The sequence below is a fragment of the Burkholderia sp. AU31624 genome (genome assembly GCF_020420065.1).
Lineage (GTDB): Bacteria > Pseudomonadota > Gammaproteobacteria > Burkholderiales > Burkholderiaceae > Burkholderia.
Map to the genome: position 1 here is coordinate 370868 of NZ_JAIZRT010000006.1, position 18121 is coordinate 388988.

14 protein-coding genes are annotated in these 18121 nt (G+C 68.5%); all 14 read right to left on the minus strand.

The features are described from left to right. Nucleotides 1-3 precede the first annotated feature (3 nt). The 14 genes from LGM89_RS23530 to LGM89_RS23595 all read right to left on the minus strand — a co-directional run bounded on the left by LGM89_RS23530 (nucleotide 4) and on the right by LGM89_RS23595 (nucleotide 17999). Entirely contained in the window at nucleotides 4-888 is an 885-nt protein-coding gene (locus tag LGM89_RS23530; protein ID WP_226274038.1) for a GNAT family N-acetyltransferase, read from the minus strand. A gap of 81 nt (nucleotides 889-969) precedes the next feature. Beyond that, nucleotides 970-2157, minus strand: coding sequence for a M20 aminoacylase family protein (locus LGM89_RS23535; RefSeq protein WP_226274193.1), 1188 nt, complete (start codon nucleotides 2155-2157; stop codon nucleotides 970-972). Between the two features lie 75 nt (nucleotides 2158-2232). Next, nucleotides 2233-3690, minus strand: a complete 1458-nt coding sequence (locus LGM89_RS23540; protein WP_226274039.1) for an aldehyde dehydrogenase family protein — start codon at nucleotides 3688-3690, stop codon at nucleotides 2233-2235. Further along, the gene (locus LGM89_RS23545) at nucleotides 3687-4964 is read right to left on the minus strand and encodes an NAD(P)/FAD-dependent oxidoreductase (protein ID WP_226274040.1); all 1278 of its coding nucleotides are present in this window, start codon (nucleotides 4962-4964) and stop codon (nucleotides 3687-3689) included. Before LGM89_RS23545 ends, LGM89_RS23540 begins: the two co-directional genes overlap by 4 nt. Nucleotides 4965-5097: 133 nt before the next feature. After that, nucleotides 5098-6423: an NAD(P)/FAD-dependent oxidoreductase gene (locus tag LGM89_RS23550; protein WP_226206108.1), complete on the minus strand. Its 1326-nt coding sequence runs from the start codon at nucleotides 6421-6423 to the stop codon at nucleotides 5098-5100. 2 nt (nucleotides 6424-6425) lie between these two features. Next, nucleotides 6426-7160, minus strand: a complete 735-nt coding sequence (locus LGM89_RS23555; RefSeq protein WP_089498407.1) for a cupin domain-containing protein — start codon at nucleotides 7158-7160, stop codon at nucleotides 6426-6428. A 120-nt stretch (nucleotides 7161-7280) separates the two neighbouring features. After that, nucleotides 7281-7730, minus strand: a complete 450-nt coding sequence (locus LGM89_RS23560; protein ID WP_089498406.1) for a helix-turn-helix domain-containing protein — start codon at nucleotides 7728-7730, stop codon at nucleotides 7281-7283. Nucleotides 7731-7754: 24 nt separating this feature from the next. Next, nucleotides 7755-9032, minus strand: a complete 1278-nt coding sequence (locus LGM89_RS23565; RefSeq protein ID WP_089498405.1) for an NAD(P)/FAD-dependent oxidoreductase — start codon at nucleotides 9030-9032, stop codon at nucleotides 7755-7757. Between the two features lie 199 nt (nucleotides 9033-9231). After that, nucleotides 9232-11118: an ABC transporter ATP-binding protein gene (locus tag LGM89_RS23570; RefSeq protein ID WP_226274041.1), complete on the minus strand. Its 1887-nt coding sequence runs from the start codon at nucleotides 11116-11118 to the stop codon at nucleotides 9232-9234. Continuing rightward, a complete protein-coding gene (locus LGM89_RS23575) occupies nucleotides 11118-12074 on the minus strand; it encodes an ABC transporter permease (protein WP_089498403.1) in 957 nt (318 codons plus the stop codon). Before LGM89_RS23575 ends, LGM89_RS23570 begins: the two co-directional genes overlap by 1 nt. Nucleotides 12075-12104: 30 nt before the next feature. Continuing rightward, entirely contained in the window at nucleotides 12105-13058 is a 954-nt protein-coding gene (locus tag LGM89_RS23580) for an ABC transporter permease (RefSeq protein WP_226274042.1), read from the minus strand. A 79-nt stretch (nucleotides 13059-13137) separates the two neighbouring features. Further along, nucleotides 13138-14721, minus strand: coding sequence for an ABC transporter substrate-binding protein (locus LGM89_RS23585; protein ID WP_226206103.1), 1584 nt, complete (start codon nucleotides 14719-14721; stop codon nucleotides 13138-13140). Between the two features lie 892 nt (nucleotides 14722-15613). Then, complete coding sequence (locus tag LGM89_RS23590; RefSeq protein WP_226274043.1) at nucleotides 15614-17152, minus strand: methyl-accepting chemotaxis protein; 1539 nt, start codon at nucleotides 17150-17152, stop codon at nucleotides 15614-15616. 178 nt (nucleotides 17153-17330) lie between these two features. Then, on the minus strand, nucleotides 17331-17999 hold the full coding sequence (locus LGM89_RS23595; RefSeq protein WP_226274044.1) for a haloacid dehalogenase type II: 669 nt from the start codon (nucleotides 17997-17999) through the stop codon (nucleotides 17331-17333). Between the last annotated feature and the right edge of the window lie 122 nt (nucleotides 18000-18121).

An 18121-nucleotide genomic window follows, 5' to 3' on the forward strand; every position in this document is an offset into this window, starting at 1 on the left:
GGACTACAACATCGCCTGGCTGACGAGCGCGTACTGTCCGCAGATCGGATCGGCCGGCCCTTCGTGCGCCGACGCCGGCGCGTTGCGCACCATCTTCGAACACGTATCGACCCGCGCCAAACCCTGTTCGGCCAGCCAGTCCGGCAGACGGGTCCCGTCCGGCACGTCGATGCGGACGAACTCACCTTCCCGTTGCGTCAGCCAATGGCTGACGAGCGCCTTCGCATACGCATCGTCGCTTGCGCGCGGCGCAGCCACCGGGCCGATCACGTCGCCGCGCCCGAAGCGCCGCAGCACCGAAAACCCGACCACCTCGCCATCGCGTTCGAGCACGACGCTTTCACCGCGCTGGAACAGCGCGGCCATCAACGCATCGCGCTGGAGGCCGGACGCGCGCGCGTCCAGCTCGACGAGGCGCGGCCAGTCGGCCGGCGATCCGGCGCGCAGTTGCACGCCTTCGGGCAGGACCACGTCGGCCGGCCGCACCACGTTCCCCTGATACTGGCCGAGCGAGCCGCACACGTTGAAACCCAGCTTCTCGTACAGCGGCCGGCCGGCCGGCGTCGCATGCAGGAACGTGACGCGCGGCCCCAGTTCGTCGATGAGCAGCTCCATCAGCTTGCGGCCGATGCCTCGGCCCTGATGCGCGTCGGACACGATCACATGCCCGATTGCCGCGCGATCGGCACCGTACTTCCAGCACATCGCCGTGCCGATCACCACGCCGTTTTCCTCGGCCGCGAACGCGGTCGACGTGTCAGCGGAAAACTGCCAGTCTTCCGCCCTGAACGGCCAGCGAAGCGCGACGGTCAGCGCATGGGCCGCGGGGACGTCCGCGGCAGTGAAGCGCCGGTAGCGAAGCGCCGGCATCGTGTCGGAATCCTTCATATCGTTGTCCTGTTTCATCAAGCAGTCTTTATAAAAGTGTCGTCGCGCGCCACGGCCCGACTTCAATGCCGGCTGCGCACATCATCGCGATCGCGCGAAGTAATGCCGCGCCAACGCGACCCAATAGCGGACGCCAGCCGGAATGATCTCGTCGTTGAAATCGTATTTCGGGTGATGCAGCGCCGGTGCGCTCGCGCCGTCCTGCGCATTGCCGATCAGCACGTAAGCGCCCGGCCGCTCCTCCAGCATGAAGCCGAAGTCCTCGGACGTCATGTTCGGCGGCACGTCGCCGTCGACGCGCGCGTCGCCGAACGTGTCGCGAATCACCGCCTCGCACAGCGCCGTCTCGGCCGGCGTGTTGACCGTCGCCGGGTAGTACTGGAAAAACTCCACGTCGACCTGCGCGCCATAGGCACTCGCCAGCGCCTCGCAAGTGAGCCGCACGTCGTGCTGCAGCTTCTGCTGCAATGCCGACGACAGCGTGCGGATCGTGCCGCGCAGCTCGGCGGTGTCCGGAATCACATTGTCCGTCGTGCCCGCATGGAACATGCAGACGGAGATGACCGCGGGATCCACCGGATCCTTGTGCCGCGCGGCGATGGTCTGACATTGCAGCACCATCGAGCAGGCGAGCGGCACGGGATCGATGCCCAGGTGCGGCTGCGCCGCGTGCGCGCCCTTGCCCGTCACCGTGATCCTGAAGCGCGAGCCGGCCGCCATGATCGGCCCGGTGCGCAACCCGAAATGGCCGGCCGGCAGCCCGGGCCAGTTGTGCATGCCGAATACCGCCTCCGTCGGGAACTGGTCGAACAGCCCGTCGTCGATCATCCTGCGTGCGCCCGCGCCGCCCTCTTCGCCCGGCTGAAACACGAAATGGACGCTGCCGGGCAACTGCGGCAGTTCCTTCAGCACGCGTGCGGCGCCGAGCAACATCACGGTATGGCCGTCATGGCCGCACGCGTGCATGATCCCGTGCGTGCACGATGCATGCGCGAAGTCGTTGGCTTCGTGGATCGGCAACGCGTCCAGATCGGCGCGCAGCACGATGCCGCGCGCCGGATCGGCGCCCGGCAGGCTCGCGACGACGCCCGTGCCGCCCAGCCCGCGTGATACCACATAGCCGAGCGCTTCGAGCTCGCTCGCGACGACGTCGGCCGTCCGGTGTTCCTCGAATCGCAACTCGGGATGCGCATGCAGGTCGCGGCGCAGCTTCGCCCAGTGCGCGTGATGCGCTTGCAGCAACGGGTCGGGAATGACGGGGTTATCCAGTTCCAATTTCGGCACCTTCGGAAAGTAGCGGGCTTCCAACTGTACCGCCGGCGCGAACCGCGCGCGGCGGCCGGGTCAGTCGTAAAAGCCGACGATCGACTTGATCTCCATATACTCCTCCATCCCTTCGATCCCGTACTCGCGGCCGTTGCCCGACTGCTTGTATCCGCCGAACGGCGCCTGGGGATCCCATGCCGGGTAGTTCAGATGCACCTGCCCCGCGCGGATGCGGGCAGCCACCGCGCGGGCCTGCGCCTTGTCGGTGCCTTGCACGTGCGCGCCGAGCCCGTAGACCGTGTCGTTCGCGATCGCGACCGCTTCGTCGACGGTGTCGTACGGCAGGATCGCCAGCACCGGGCCGAAGATCTCCTGCTGCGCGATCGTCATGTCGGTACGCACGTCGGAGAAAATCGTCGGCCGCGCATAAAAGCCTCGATCGAGCCCCGCGGGCCGGCCGGGGCCGCCGGCGATCAGCTTCGCGCGTTCGTCGATGCCCGCGTCGATCATCTGCGCGACCCGCCCGAACTGCGCGCGGTTGGCAAGCGGCCCATGCGTCGTGGCCTCGGCGAACGGATCGCCAACGACCAGCGTGCGCGCCGCCGCAGCAGCCAGTTCCTCGACCGCGCCGAGCACGGCGCGCGGCACGATCATGCGGGTCGGCGCGCTGCACGACTGCCCCATGTTGCGGAACGCGGCGGCCACGCCCGGCGCGATCGCGCGCGACAGGTCCGCATCCGGCAACACGATATTCGGCGACTTGCCGCCGAGCTCCTGCGCGACCCGCTTGACGGTCGGCGCCGCCGCCTGCGCGACGAGCACGCCGGCGCGCGTCGATCCGGTGATCGACACCATGTCGACCTCCGGGTGCGACGACAGCGCGGCGCCGACCGTGTCGCCGCTGCCGCTCACGAGATTGAATACGCCGGCGGGCACGCCCGCATCGGCGATCACTTCCGCGAACAGCAGCGCGCTGAGCGGCGACAGCTCGCTCGGCTTCAGCACGACCGTGCAGCCGGCCGCGAGCGCCGGCCCGACCTTCGCGGTGATCTGGTAGATCGGCCAGTTCCACGGCGTGATCAGCGCGCAGACGCCGATCGGCTCGCGCACGACCGCGGTCGTGCCGCGTTGCCTGACGAACGCATAGTTCGCCAGGTTGTCGCGTGCGACGCGGATATGTTCGGCGGCGAGCGGGACGTGTGCGGCGCGTGCGTAGCTGATCGGCGCGCCCATTTCCAGCGCGAGCGCCGTGGCGAACAGTTCGGCACGCTCGAGCATCAACGCATGCACGCGGTCGAGCAACGCGGCGCGTTCCTGCGGTGAAGTTGCGGACCAGCGTTCGAACGCGCGGCGCGCGGCCTGCACCGCGCGATCGGCGTCGCGTGCGCTGCCGAGCGGGATTTCGCCCAGCGTGTCTTCGGTGGACGGGCTGACGACCGCGAACCGGTCACTGCCGTCGGGCAACACCCAGTCGCCGTCGATGAAGAAGCGATCGAGCCTGCCGGCTTGCATCAGGTGAACAACAGGGGAATTCATTGCAGAGTGTCCTTCAGTCGATACCAGGCGCCGACGAACGGCAGGAACCACGGTTTGCCGAAATGCCCGGGAATGGCCGGCCAGTCGAAACCTTGCCACGGGTTGAGCTCCGCGCGCCCGTCCATGATCTCGGCCATCAGCGTGCCCATCAGCGTGGCCATGTGGGTGCCGTGGCCGCTATAGCCCATCGAGTAGTAAACGCCGTCGCGCTCGCCCGCGCGCGGCAGCCGGTTGGCCGTCATGTCGACCATCCCGCCCCAGCAATAGTCGATGCGCACGCTGGCCAGCTCGGGAAACACGGCGGCCAGTTGATGCCGCAGGATCGCGCCGCTCTTTTCGTCCGAACGCGGGTTCGACGCGGCGAACCGCGCGCGCCCGCCGAACAGCAGCCGATTATCGGGCGTCGTGCGAAAGAAGTTGACGAAGTTCTTCGTGTCGGTGGCCATCCGGCGCGTCGGCAACAGGCGATCGAGCCACTCGCGCGGCAACGGCTCGGTGACGATGATGAAGGCACCTACCGGCACGACCCTGCGGCGGATCCAGCCGAACGGCCCGACGTGCGAAATGCCGCTCGCGAGCAGCACCTGGCGCGCACGGATCTCGCCGCGCGGTGTTTGCACCGCGTACGCGCCGCCCGCTTGCCGCTTCAGGCCCAGCACCGGCGCCTGCTCGACGATGTGCGCGCCGCGCGCCTGGGCTGCGCGCGCCAGGCCGCGCACATATCGGCCGACATGCATCCCCGCGCTCTTGCCGAACAGCAACCCGCCGTGATAACGATCCGAGCCGATCTCGTCGCGCAGCTCGGCCTTCGTCACGAGGCGCGTATCGGGGTCCACGCTCGCCGCGAGCAATGCGTGGCTGCGCGCGAGCTTGTCGTAGTGCTCGGGTTTCGCCGCGAGCTTCAGCTTGCCGGTGCGGGCGAAATTGCAATCGATCGACTCTTCGTTGACGAGCCGCTCGACCGTGTCGACGCCCGCGTCGAACGCGAGATAGAGCCGGTTGGCCAGTTCCGTGCCGAGGCGCTGCGACAGCGACGCGTAATCCTGCGCGAAGCCGTTGTTGCACATGCCGCCGTTGCGGCCCGATGCCGCCTGCCCGACGGTGCCCGCCTCGCAGACGATCACGCGCGCGCCCTTCTTGGCCAGCGCCAGCGCGGCGGCCGAACCGGTGATCCCGCCGCCCACCACCACGACGTCGCAACTGCCGTCGGGCAACTCCGGCGAGTGGCTCACGAATGGCTCCGACGTATCGAGCCAGTACGAACTGAAACGCATCAGGCACTCCCAAGCTGTCGCATCGCACTGCCGGGCCGGCGAACGTTCGCTGCCCCGATCCTGCCGCTCGCGGGCGGCCGGGCTCGACGCGCGTCGGATACAGGCGGCCTCTCATCCATGTGACGGCGTTGCATCAGAAATCGGCGACCTTGCCCCAGGCGGACTCGCTGAACCGGCCGGGCCGGTACGGCGCCGGGTCCACGAACGGTTGCGCACCGGACGCCAGATCGGCGATCAGGTGCCCGGCGCCCGGGCCGATCCCGAAGCCATGCCCCGAAAACCCCGCCGCGAGGATCAGCCCCGGCACGCCCGGCACTTCGCCGATGCCCGGGACGCCGTCCGGCGTGCTGTCGACGAACCCGGCCCACGCGTGCGTGATCTTCGCGTCGCGCAGTTCGGGCAACAGTTCGGCCGCGCGGCGGTACGTTTCGGTGACCGTCGGCATATCCGGCTTCGGATCCAGAATGCGCACGGCTTCCATCGGCGTCGGCGCGTCGAGGCGCCAGCGCTTCAGCGTTTCATGGCCGCCGCGCACGCCTTCGAGGCCGCCCGGCAGCAGGTTGCGCCAGCGCTTCGCGAACATCGGCACGAATTGCGGCGCGAAGCGCAGGAACTGCGGTGTCAGGTCCACCCGCGCGCGGCCGCTGATCGCCAATGCATAGCGTCCATCGCTGCGGCGCGTGATGGACACGCCGGACGTGTACATCGCATCGGGCAGCGGCGTGTCGACGGGCGCCACGCTCAGGATCGACTGGCGGATCGACGCCTGCGGAAAGCGGATGCCGAGCTGGCGACAGAACGACGACGCCCAGGCGCCGCCGGCCATCACGACCGTGCGCGTCTTGATGACGCCGGCTTCGGTGACGACACCCGCGACGCGTCCGCCTTCGAGTTCGATGCCGCGCGCCGCGCAGTGCTGGTGGACGCTGCCGCCCAGCTTCATCAGCGCGGCAGCCACGGCCGGCGCGGCCTTGCCCGGATCGGCCGTGCCGTCGGTCGGCGAGAACACGCCGCCCTTCCACTGCCGCCCGGTTGCCCGTCCGCGTTCGGCGGCCTGCTTGCTGTCGAGCATGTAGGTGGTCACGCCGGCAGTCTTCGCGAATTCGCCCCAGCTCGCCCAGCGGGACAATTCGGCTTCGTCATTGCTGAGATACAGCAGCCCGCAGCGATGAAAGCCGGTGTCTTCGCCGGATTCGGCCGCGAAGCGTTCCCACAGATCGATGCTCTTGCTCGCCATCGGCAACTCGCGCGCATCGCGGTTCTGCTGGCGGCACCAGCCCCAGTTGCGGCTCGACTGTTCGGCGCCGATGCGCCCCTTCTCGACGAGCGCGACCGAGATGCCGCGGCGGGCCAGGTAATAAGCGGTGAAGACGCCGATGATGCCGCCGCCGATCACGACGACGTCGGCCGCGGCCGGCGGCGTGGACAAGGTTTCGATATGGCGCAGCGGAGGGGACATGCTCAGTCTCGTTCGGTGGAAGGTTTGACGTTCTGCATCACGTAGAACTTCGCCACGCGTTCGCTGCTTTCCCACCCGATCGACGCGCCGCGCGGCACGAACAGCGCGTCGCCGGTGCCGAGCGACTGCACGCTGCCGTCGGGCGCCGCGAACCGGACGCCGCCGTCCAGCAGGAACATGAACTCGTTCGCGCGATGCGGCCGGACGATCCGGTGATACGGCGTCGAATCCCACGTGCCCGCGCAGTACCCGGCGCCGTCGTCGGTGAACACGTTGTCGCTGCGGCATTGCGGCGCGGGACCGAGCAGCGCCTCGGCGGGCAGCGTGGCGGACGGCTTGAAATCGGCGTCGGCGCGCAGCGCGAAGACGCCGCGTTTCGTCGGTTGCGCGCACGCTGCCGCGCAGAACGTCAGGAGTACCGGAGATTGCGCGGCGATGCGCAGTGCGGTGCCGCCGCCGATGACGGCGCCTTGCCCCGGGCCGACCACCAGCGGCGCGGCCCCGGCCGCTTCGAGCGTCAGCTCGCCCTGGATGACGGCCAGGGTTTCGATGTGCGGAAAGCTCGCCACGTCCAGTTCGCCGACGAAAACGATCCGCCCCGCGGCCATCGCGTCGGGGCCTTCCCACGCAATCTCGCGATGCGACGCGAACGGATCGCTCGCGCCGAACGCCTGCTTGCGGAATGCGGTGGAAGACGGTGCGCCGTCAGCCCGGTGCAACACGAAAACTGCGGTCATTTCTGCTCCTGTGCAGTGCGTGACGGATTCGTTCGAAAGCCGTCATGCGATATCGGAAATCGTCGTTCGCCGGCGCTTGTGCCGGACATCCTCAGCGGGGCATGTCGCTCATGCGTGCGCCTACGCCGCGTGACACGACGCGTCGCGGCGTTCGCTGCGCAGGCGCGCCGATGGCGGTCGCACCGGCGCGCCGCCCGTTCGGGCGACCACGTAATCGCGCGGCGTGATCCCGAGTACGCGCCGGAAATGCCGGCACAGATGGCTCTGGTCGAAGAAGCCGACGTCGGTCGCGACGACCGACGGCGCGAGACCGGCGCGCAGCAAGTCCTGCGCCCGCCGTATCCGCACGAGACACAGATACCGGTGCGGCGACAGGCCGGTTTCGCTGCGAAAACGCGCGGTGAAACGCGACACGCTCAGCCCGGCCACCGCCGCGAGCGTGTCCAGGTTCAGCGGCTGCGCGAACGATGCATCGATCGTGCGCAGCACGTCGCCGATCGCGGGCGACACGGGCTGCGCCACACGCGGCGAGCCGACGGAGCCAACCGAGCCAATGAATTGCACTGTCATATCGAATTCTCCCGGGCGCTCGCTTCAGTGCAGGAAATCCTGCATCCGGTAATACGCGCCGACGACCGGCAGGAACCACGCGTGCCCGAAATGACCCGGGATCGCCGGCCAGTCGAGTTCGCGCCACGGGTTGGACGCGGCCGCCCCATACAGCACGTCGGCCATCACGCGGCCCATGTGCACCGACATCTGCACGCCGTGGCCGCTGTAGCCCATCGAGTAATAAAGCCCGTCATGCTGGCCCGCGCGCGGCAGCCGGTCGGCGGTGATGTCGACCAGCCCGCCCCAGCAGTAGTCGAGCCGCACGTTCGCCAGTTCCGGGAAATAGCCGGCCATGCCCGCACGCAGGATGTCGCCGCTTTTCGCATCGGAGCGCGGGCTCGACATCGCGAAGCGCGCGCGGCCGCCGAACAGCAGCCGGTTATCGGGCGTCACGCGGAAGTAGTTGCCGATCTGGCGCGACGTCACGTATGCGCGGCGATGCGGAAACAGCCGGTTCAACTGCGCATCCGGCAGCGGCTCGGTCACGACGATGAAGCTGCCGACCGGCGCGATGCGCCGCCGGAACCACGCGAACGGCCCGTGCTGCGAGGCGCCCGTCGCGACCAGCACGCGGTCGGCGACGATCGTGCCGCGGGCGCTGGTGATCCGGTGACGCTCGCCGTCCAGCCGGTCGAGCTGCGTGACGGCCGCGTGCTCGTACACGCGTGCGCCGGCCCGCACGGCTGCTTGCGCGAGGCCGACGCCGAACTTGCCCATGTGCATCTGCGCGCCGTTGCGCTGCAGGAGCCCGCCGTAAAAGCCGTCGGACGCGATTTCATCGCGGATGCGTGACGGCTCGATCAGTTCGATGTCCGGATCGACGTCGCGCCGCAACGCGTCGAAGGTTTTTTCGAGCCCCGCGAAATGCTGCGGCTTCGCGGCGAGCTTGAGCTTGCCCGCGCGCCGGAAATCGCAGTCGATCGCCTGTTCGGTGACGATCGTCTCGACGCTCTTCACCGCGCTTGCATAAGCGCGATAGAACGCTTTCGCCTGCTCGACGCCGATGCGCGCGGCCAGCGACGCATAATCCTGCGCGACACCGGTATTGCACTGGCCGCCGTTGCGGCCGGACGCTTCGCCGGCGACTTGCGCGGCTTCGAGCACGACCACCGACACGCCGCGCTGCGCGAGCGCAAGTGCCGCCGACAAGCCGGTGAAACCGCCGCCGATCACGACTACGTCCGCACGCCCTTCGACCGGCCCTTCGCTGCTGGCGCGAAACGCGGGACGGGTATCCAGCCAGTACGATTCCAGTTTCATCGAATTTTCTCGAGCATTCCGGCGACGACGATCGGCGACCGTCCAATGAGAATCATTTAATCACTATCAAAAAGCGCAGTTGCCGCGTATTCGCGCGCGCCACACGCGTCATTTGCCGTTTTGCGCGCCTGCCGCAGCACACTATGCGCAACGTCGATCGCCGGCGCGGGCAGGCGCGATGCACGAACGATGGCGCGCATCACAGCCGTACCGGCTGCACCGTCGCGCCGCCCGCCGGCACCGGCTCCGCCTGGAAGCGCACGAGATCTTCCTCGCTGCGATGGCACAGCACCTGCGCGCCGTTCTCGAGCGTGCGCAGCGACGGGGCCGTGCGATTGCACACGCCGTCCACGCGCATCGCGCAGCGCGACAGGAACGGACACAGCTCGGCCTCGTGCTCGCGCTCGCCGATCGGCACCAGCGGCCGGTGGCAGCGCTCGGCCGCATCGTCGAGCCAGCCCGCGCGCAGCTCCGGCGCGGACGACACCAGCAGATGCGAATACGGGTGATAAGGCGGCGCGCACAGCGCGTCGCGGCTGCCGGTTTCGACGCGACGGCCCGCGTACAGCACGACGATGTCGTCGCTGATGGCGCGCACCTTCGCGATGTCGTGCGTGATGAACACGTACGACACGCCGAGCTTCGCCTGCAGGTCGCGCAGCAGGTCCATGATCGCCGCGCCCACCACGGTATCGAGCGCCGACGTGACTTCGTCGCACAGGATCAGGTCGGGCTCGGCCGCGAGCGCGCGCGCGAGGTTCACGCGCTGCTTCTGCCCGCCGGACAATTCTCCGGTGCGTCGCCCGGCCACCGCCTGCGGCAGCCGCACGAGTTCGAGCAGCTCCGCGACGCGCTGCCGGGCCCGCGCACCGCGGATCCCGTGATAGAACGCGAGCGGCCGCGCCAGCGTGCGCTCGACGGTATGCACGGGGTTGAGCGCGGTATCGGCGTTCTGGAACACGATCTGCACGCGGCGGTGCTGCTCCTTCGAGCGTTTGCCGATATCGAGCGCGAGCGGCTCGCCGTCGAGCAGGATCTGTCCGGCCGTCGCCGGCACGAGGCCCGCGATCACCTTCGCGAGCGTGGTCTTGCCGGAGCCCGATTCGCCGATCACGCCGACCGTCTGCCCGCGCCCGATGCGCAGGTCGACTTCGTGCAGGATCACCTTCGCGGGCCAGCCCTTCGCGGTCCGGCCACCGTAGCCGGCGATCGCGCCGCGCACGTCGAGCAGCGGCGCCGGCGCGGCGCTCGCCGCTTTCGCGTCGCGTTCGGCATCGTTCGGCGTGACCGCCGCGATCAGGCTCTGCGTGTACGGATGCGCGGGCGCATGCAGGATCTGTTCGGTGTCGCCCGTCTCGCGGATCACGCCGTCGCTCAGCACGACGATGCGATCGGCCATCTGCGCGACCACGGCCAGATCGTGCGACACGTACACCGCGCTCATCCCGCAGCGCCGGATCACGCTCTTGAACGCCTGCAGCACGTCGATCTGCGTGGTCACGTCGAGCGCGGTGGTCGGCTCGTCGAGGATCACCAGTTCCGGATCGGTGATCAGCGCCATCGCGGCCATCAACCGCTGCAACTGCCCGCCCGACACCTGGTGCGGATAGCGCCTGCCGATCGTCTCCGGCTCGGGCAGCGCGAGCGCGCGGAACAGCTCGACCGCCTTCGCCTGCGCATCGCGCCTGGTCATCGTCTTGTGGATCAGCGCGCTCTCGATCACCTGGTCGAGAATCGTGCGCGACGGATTGAACGCGGCGGCGGCGCTCTGCGCGATATACGCGACCTTGCGGCCGCGCAGCGCGGTCAATGCCTGCGCGCTCAGCGTGCACACGTCCGTGCCGCCGAGCTTCACCGAGCCGCCGGCGATCCGGCAGCCCGCGCGCGCATGGCCCATCAGCGACAGCGCGATCGTCGTCTTGCCGGAGCCCGATTCGCCGATCAGCGCGAGCACCTCGCCGCGCCCGATGTCGAAGTCGACGTCGTGGACGATCGTCGTTTCCGCGCCGCCCGGCCGGCCGCCGACCACGCGCAGCCCGCGCACCTCGACGAGCGGCGTCGATTCCGGAGTCGATTCATCCCGCATCAGTGTTCTCCCGCGGCGGCAGCCGCGCCCTTGCGGCGGCCGCGATGCGGCAAACCGTCGATCAACAGGTTGACGCCCACCGTCAGGATCGCGATCGCGACCGCGGGCATGATCGCGACGGCCGAGCCGTCGCCGAGGCTCGCGATGTTCTCGCGCACGAGCGAGCCGAGATCCGCATACGGCGGCTGCACGCCGAGCCCGAGAAAGCTCAGGCCGCTCAGCAGCAGCACGACGAACGTGAAGCGCAGCCCGGTGTCGGCCAGCATCGGATGGATCATGTTGGGCAGCATCTCGACGCATGCGATGTACAGCGCGCTTTCCCCGCGCGCCTTCGCCACCTGCACGAATTCGAGCGTGCTGATGTTGACCGCCAGCGCACGTGCGATCCGGTACGAGCCCGGCATGTAGCTGACCGCGGCGGTGAGCACCAGCAGCGGCAGCGACGAGCCGAACGCGGCGACGAACATCAGCGCGAACATCTTCGACGGAATCGACGTGAGCGCGTCGAGCAGCCGGCTCATCGTCTCATCCACCGCGCGGCCGGACACGGTCGCGAGCAGCCCCAGCGTCGTGCCGGTCACCGCGGCGAGCAGCACCGCGGCGAGCGCGAGCAGCACGGTCAGCCGCGTGCCGTACAGAATCCGGCTCAGCATGTCGCGGCCGAGGAAGTCGGAACCGAACGGCAGCTTCGCGCTGAACGGCGCGAACACGTCCGGCGTGACGATCGCGCCGACGTCGTGCGGCGCGAGCAGCGGCGCGAACACGGCGATGAACAGCATCAGGCCGGCCATCGACAGGCCGACGCGGCCGCCGGCGGTCAAGGCGATGCGTACGCCGCGGCGCTTGCGCGGCTCGTCGGGAGCAGGCGCGGCAGGCGGCACGCTGCCCCGCCCCACGGGCGGATCGCCGGATGGCGGCAGCGCGCTGCTGCGTTGAACGGGTTCGGTCGGGTGCATGGGCGGCATCTCGGAAGAAGGACGGAACGCTCAGGTTCGCAGTCGCGGGTTCGACACGATCGAGCACAGGTCGGCGAACAGCACGAGCGTCAGGTACGCGACGCAGAAGATCAACGTGCACGCCTGGACCAACGGGAAATCGCGGTTGCTGACGGCGTCGACCATCAGGCTTGCCAGGCCCGGATAGTTGAAGATCGTCTCGACGACGATCACGCCGCCGAGCAGATACGACAGGCTCAGCGCGATCGCATTGGCGATCGGGCCGATCGCGTTCGGCAGCGCGTGGCGCAGTACGACGCGTGCGGGGCTCGCGCCCTTCAACGTGGCCATCTCGACATACGACGCGCTCAGTTGCTCGATCACCGCGGCGCGCGTCATGCGCGCCATCTGCGCGATCACGACCGCGCACAGCGTCAGCACCGGCATCGCATACGCACGCAGGAAATCGTGCAGGCTTTCGATCGGGCCGCTGTACGACAACGCGGACAGCCAGCGCAGCTTCACCGCGAACACGAGCACGGCGACCGTCGCGATCAGGAACTCCGGCGTCGCGACGAGCGACAGCGTGCCGAGGCTGATCACGCGGTCCACCACCGACTCGCGCTTGACGGCCGCGAGGATGCCGAGCAGCAGTGCGATCGGCACCGACACGGCGGTCGTGATCGCCGCGAGCGCGAGCGATTTCGGCAGGCGCCCGCCGATCAGCTCCGACACCGGCATGTCGCCGGACAGCGACCGGCCGAAATCGCCGTGCAACAGGCCGGTGAGCCAGTGCACGTAACGCACGTGCGCCGGCATGTCGAGACCGAACTGCTGGCGCAGCGCGGCGACCGTCTCCGGCGTCGCCGACTGGCCGAGCGCGGCCTGCGCGGCGTCGCCCGGCAGCAGGTTCGTGATCGTGAAGATGATCGCGGACACGATCAGCAGCGTCAGCGCGGTGACCGCGATGCGCCGGCCGATCAGGCCAATGAGAATTCGGTTCATGGGGCGGCACTCCTGAAAAGCCCGCGCGTGGCCGGCGCGGTGGCCCGCACCGGCCGCGCGACGGCGGCCGACGACAACGTCATGCGTTCCACCACACGTTCTCGGCGAACGTGAAGCCCATCATCGGCCCGGTGGGGATCGAGCCGAGGCCCGCGAGCCGCTTGTCGTAGCCGTCGAGGAAGCTGATGAACGCCGGAATGCCGACCCGCCCCTGCTGCGCCACGATCACCTGCATGTCGCCGTACATCTGCTTGCGCTTCGCGTCGTCGGTTTCCGAGCGTGCGGCGAGCAGCAACTGGTCGAACTTCGCGTTCTTCCAGCCCGACTCGTTCCACGGCGCATCCGACTTGAAGAACTGCGTGAACAGCACGTCGGCGCTCGAGCGCGGGTTGATGTTGCCGAAGGTGAGCGGGTGCTTCATCCAGTGGTTCGACCAGTAGCCGTCGGGCGACGCGCGGTTGACCTGCAGGTTCAGCCCGATCTTCTGGCCGGCCTGCTGCAGCAGCACGGCCATTTCGATCGACCCGTTCGCGTCGGACGTCGCATAGATCGGCGGCAGCGCGGCGCCGAGCGCCCCGGCCTTCTGCAGCAGGAACTTCGCCTTGTCCGGATCGTGCGGCCGCTGGGGCAGCGACGCGTTGAAGTAGCGGTGCCCCGGCGGAATCGGCTGGTCGTTGCCGATCACCGAGTAGCCGCGGAACACCGCCGTGCGGAGCTGCTCGCGATCGAACAGGTACTTCATCCCTTCGACGAAATCGGGACTCGATACGATCGGGTTGTCGCTGCGCATGATCAGGTCGGTATAGAGGCCCGACTTGGTTTCCTTCAGCGCATAGCCCGGCGTCGACGAGACCCGCTGCGTCGAGCGCGGATCGATCGCGTTGATCAGGTGCACGTCGCCCGACAGCAGCGCGTTCAGGCGCGCGGCGCTGTCGCTGATGCCGATCAGCTCGATCTCGTCGAGATACGGCTTGCCCGGCTTGAAGTAGCTGTCGTTGCGCACGCCGACGGTCGACACGCCCGGCTTGAACGACTTCAGCTTGTACGGGCCGCAGCCGATGCCGGTCGAGAAGTCGGTCGTGCCGTCCTTGACGATCACGAGCTGCGGCGTCGCGAGGATCACCGGCAGGTCCGCGTTCGCGCTGGCGAGCGTCAACGTGACTTCGTCGGGGCCGCTCGCCTTCGCATCCGTGAACTGTTCGGCAAGCGTCTTGACCTTCGACGCGGTGGCCGGGTTCTTGTGGCGCATCAGCGAGAACACCACGTCGGCCGGGCCGACCGGCTTGCCGTCGTGGAACGTGACGCCCTTGCGCAGCTTGATGATCCAGGTCTTCGCATCGGTCGTCTGCAGCGATTCGGCGAGGTTCATCTGCGGCGTGAGGCTCGCATCGAGCTGCGTGAGGCCGCTGTAGAACATGAAGAAGCGCGTGTAGTCCGCGCCCGTCGAGCCCTTGGCCGGATCGAGCGTATCGGCCGTCGAGCCGGCTTCGTTCGCGACCCGGATCTTGCCGCCGCGCTTCGGCGCGGGCGCGGCGAACGCAGCGCCGGGGGTCATCAGCAGTCCGCCGGCGCCGGCGGCCATCATGCCGCCCGCCGCCATGACCTTCATCATGTCGCGGCGCGTGAAGCCGCCCTTGCCGCCATTGTCGATATCGTCGCTCATCCGAACTGCTCCTGACTGTGGAAAGTGGGGTCGTGGGTCCAGCGTGTTCTCGAATCCCGCCGCGCCCGCGTGCTGGTGGCGGTCGCAACGTCGTCATGCAATTCATTTAAGCATCGCCAAAATGCGGTTTGTCGCGATTCGGGCGGCCCGCACGATACGAATCGACCGTTTTGGGTAGCCTGCGCAGCATGATTTGCTGCGTGCGCGTACGTGTCGCCCTGTGCCCGGCGGCATGTCGCGGCGGCTGCCCAACCCGTGTCGATGCAGGAAATCGTAAGGCCGCAGCCGCCGCAGATTGCGCCGACAAAATTGCCCGTTCGGCATCCGGCGCGCGTTTGGTTCACGCAAACCGCATGTTTGTATCGAACGCGTGCGCGCCTGCCGACGACGGCCGAAACGAGCGGTACGTCACGGCGAATCGCCGCACGCACGGGCGTCGGCAGCGGGGATCGCGACGGTACGTCGGGTGGGAAAGTTCAGAAGAATGCCGCTCGATCGGAACGGCTTCGGGGGAAGACGGGAAGATGACAGGACTGCCCGGAAACCGGGGCCGTGCAGCCGTCAGGAACCGCGCCGCCAGGCGGCGACGTGTCCATCACCGGCATGTCGGCGCGCACGCAGGGCGTGTGCCGGCGCGGCGCAGGCAGTCGGGCAGTCGGGCAGTCGGGCAGTCGGGCAGTCGGGCAGTCAGTCAGGCAGTCAGTCAGGCAGTCAGGCAGTCAGGCAGTCAGGCAGTCGGGCAGTCGGGCAGTCGGGCAGTCGGGCAGTCGGGCAGTCGGGCAGTCGGGCAGTTAGACGGTCAGACGGTCAGACGGTCAGACGGTCGGGCGGTCAAACGGTCAAACGGTCAGGCAGGACGATGCGCCGGCCGTGGGCGGACGGCGCGCAGCCGTCACGCGGCCAGCCGGAATACCGAAACGGCGGCCCGCAGGCGCGCCGCCTGCTCGTCCAGCGACGACGCGGCCGCAGCCGCCTGCTCGACGAGCGCGGCGTTCTGCTGGGTGACTTCGTCCATTTGCGCGACCGCCAGCCCGATCTGTTCGATGCCGGTGCTCTGCTCGGCCGATGCCGCCGAAATCTCGCCCATGATGCCGGCCACGCGGTCGATCGACCGGACGATCTCCGTCATGCGTTCGCCCGCTGTCTCGACGAGCCGGCTGCCGCTGCCGGCCCGCTCGACCGACGCGTCGATCAATCCCTTGATGTCTTTCGCGGCCGCGGCGCTGCGTTGCGCGAGCGAGCGGACTTCCGACGCGACGACGGCGAACCCGCGCCCCTCCTCGCCGGCCCGCGCGGCCTCCACCGCGGCATTGAGCGCGAGAATGTTGGTCTGGAACGCAATGCTTTCGATGACGACGGTGATGTCGGCGATCCGCACCGAGCCGTCCGAAATCTGCCGCATCGTCTCGACGACCGCCTGCACGGCGGCGCCGCCGAGTTCGGTCGCCGCCTTCGCCTGGCCCACGAGCGCATTCGCCTGGCGTGCGTTGTCCGCGTTCTGTTTGACCGTGGACGTCATCTGCTCCATGCTCGCGGCCGTTTCCTGCAGCGACGCGGCCTGCTGCTCCGTGCGCTGCGACAGGTCCAGGTTGCCTTGCGCGATCTCGCCGGTGCCGGTGGCGATCGAGTGCGTCGTGGTCTGGATTTCGGCGATGGTGTCGGTCAGCCGCGCCTTCATGTCGCCGAGCGCGACGAGCAGGCTGCCGGGCGCGGCGTGCGCCGTATCGAACCGCACATCCAGTTCGCCGGCGGCGATGCGGGCGGCGATCTGCGTCGCATGCGCAGGCTCGCCGCCCAGCGTGCGCCTGACACTGCGCAGCACGCCCCATGCGATGGCCGCGAGCGCCGCGGCGATGACGAGCGTGATCGCGCTTAGCACCGTCGCGAGCCGGGCAAACGCCGCGTTGATGTCGTCGTAGAAAAATCCGGTGCCGATCCACCAGTCCCAGTCCGGAATCGCGACCACGCCCTGCAGCTTCGGCTCCAGGTCCGCGTCGGGGCTGCGCTTGATCAGCACGTCGACGAGCGCGAAATGCGACTGCGCCATGCCCGCGCGGTACGCCTCGCTGTCGGTCAGGCCGCTGGTCGTGCGGTTGCCTTTCGCGCGCGTGCCGATGAACTTCGCGTTCGGGTGCACGAGGTTGACGCCGTCGGACGTCGTGACCCAGAAGTAACTCTTCGAATTCGCGTTGAGCGCCGCCAGCGCGGCCTTGGCCTGCTGCTGCGCCTGCTCCTGCGTGAGCGTGCCGCTCGTCTGCATCGCGCGATACGAATCGACCAGATGCTCGGCCTTGGTCAGCAGCATGACGATCTCTTCGCGGCGGCTGTCGATCAGCGCGTCGCGCAGCGTGTGCAGCGACAATGCGGCGAGCAGGACGACGCCGAGCAGCGCCGCGGCGACGAGCATCAGCAGTTTGGTGGACAACTTCATGCGGGGCCTCTAAATATTAACCGTTCGGTACATATATCGGCCCGGGCGGCCCCGCCTTGAACGACTCGATATCGGTAATTACCCTCGTTGCGTACGCTGATCGAACGCGCGACGGGCCCCGGCGGCCTCGCGGCCGCGTCCCGTCGCGACGATCGACGAATCGGCCGGCGCTAGCGGCTTACAGGCCGAGTTGCGTCGCGAGCTGGCCGATGTCCGACACTTCGTAATAGTTGTAGAACGGCGTGCCCGGCTCGTGGCCGCGGTTCACGAACGCCTTGTGCCTGATCCCGAGATCCTCGGCCGTCATCAGGTCGTAGCGCAGGCTCGACGACACGTGCAGCACGTCCTCCGGCTTGCAGCCGAGCTTGTCGAACATGTATTCGAAGCCCTGCATGCGCGGCTTGTACGATTGCGCCTGCTGCGCGGTGAACACCGCATGGAACGGCGCGCCGAGCTTGTCGACGTTGCTCATGATCTGCTCGTCCATCGCGTTCGACAGGATCACCAGCTTGTACTTCGACGCCAGCCGCGACAGCCCGGCCGGCACGTCCGGGTGCGGGCCCCAGGTCGGCACCGCGTGATAGAACAGCTCGGCCTCGGCTTCGTCGAACGTCACGCCGACCCGTGCGCAGGTGCGGCGAATCGCGTTGACGACGACGTCGCGGTACGGCTTCCATGCGCCCAGCACCTCGTCGAGCCGATAGGCGGCGAACGCGCGCACGAAGGCCTCCATCGTCGCCGGCGACAGCCGGTCCGCGTAGATTTCGCGCGCCGTCTCGGCCATCCGGAAATGGGTCAGCGTGCCGTAGCAGTCGAAGGTGATGTACTTCGGTTCAAACTGGATCATGGTGACGTCCTGTCGGTGTGAAGCCCCGGCAGGGCCGGGGATGGGCTGGGTTCAACGAAATTGAATCAGGGCAAAAAGTCGTTCGCGCATCGTTCGGCGCCGCTCAAAGCGCACAATCGCCG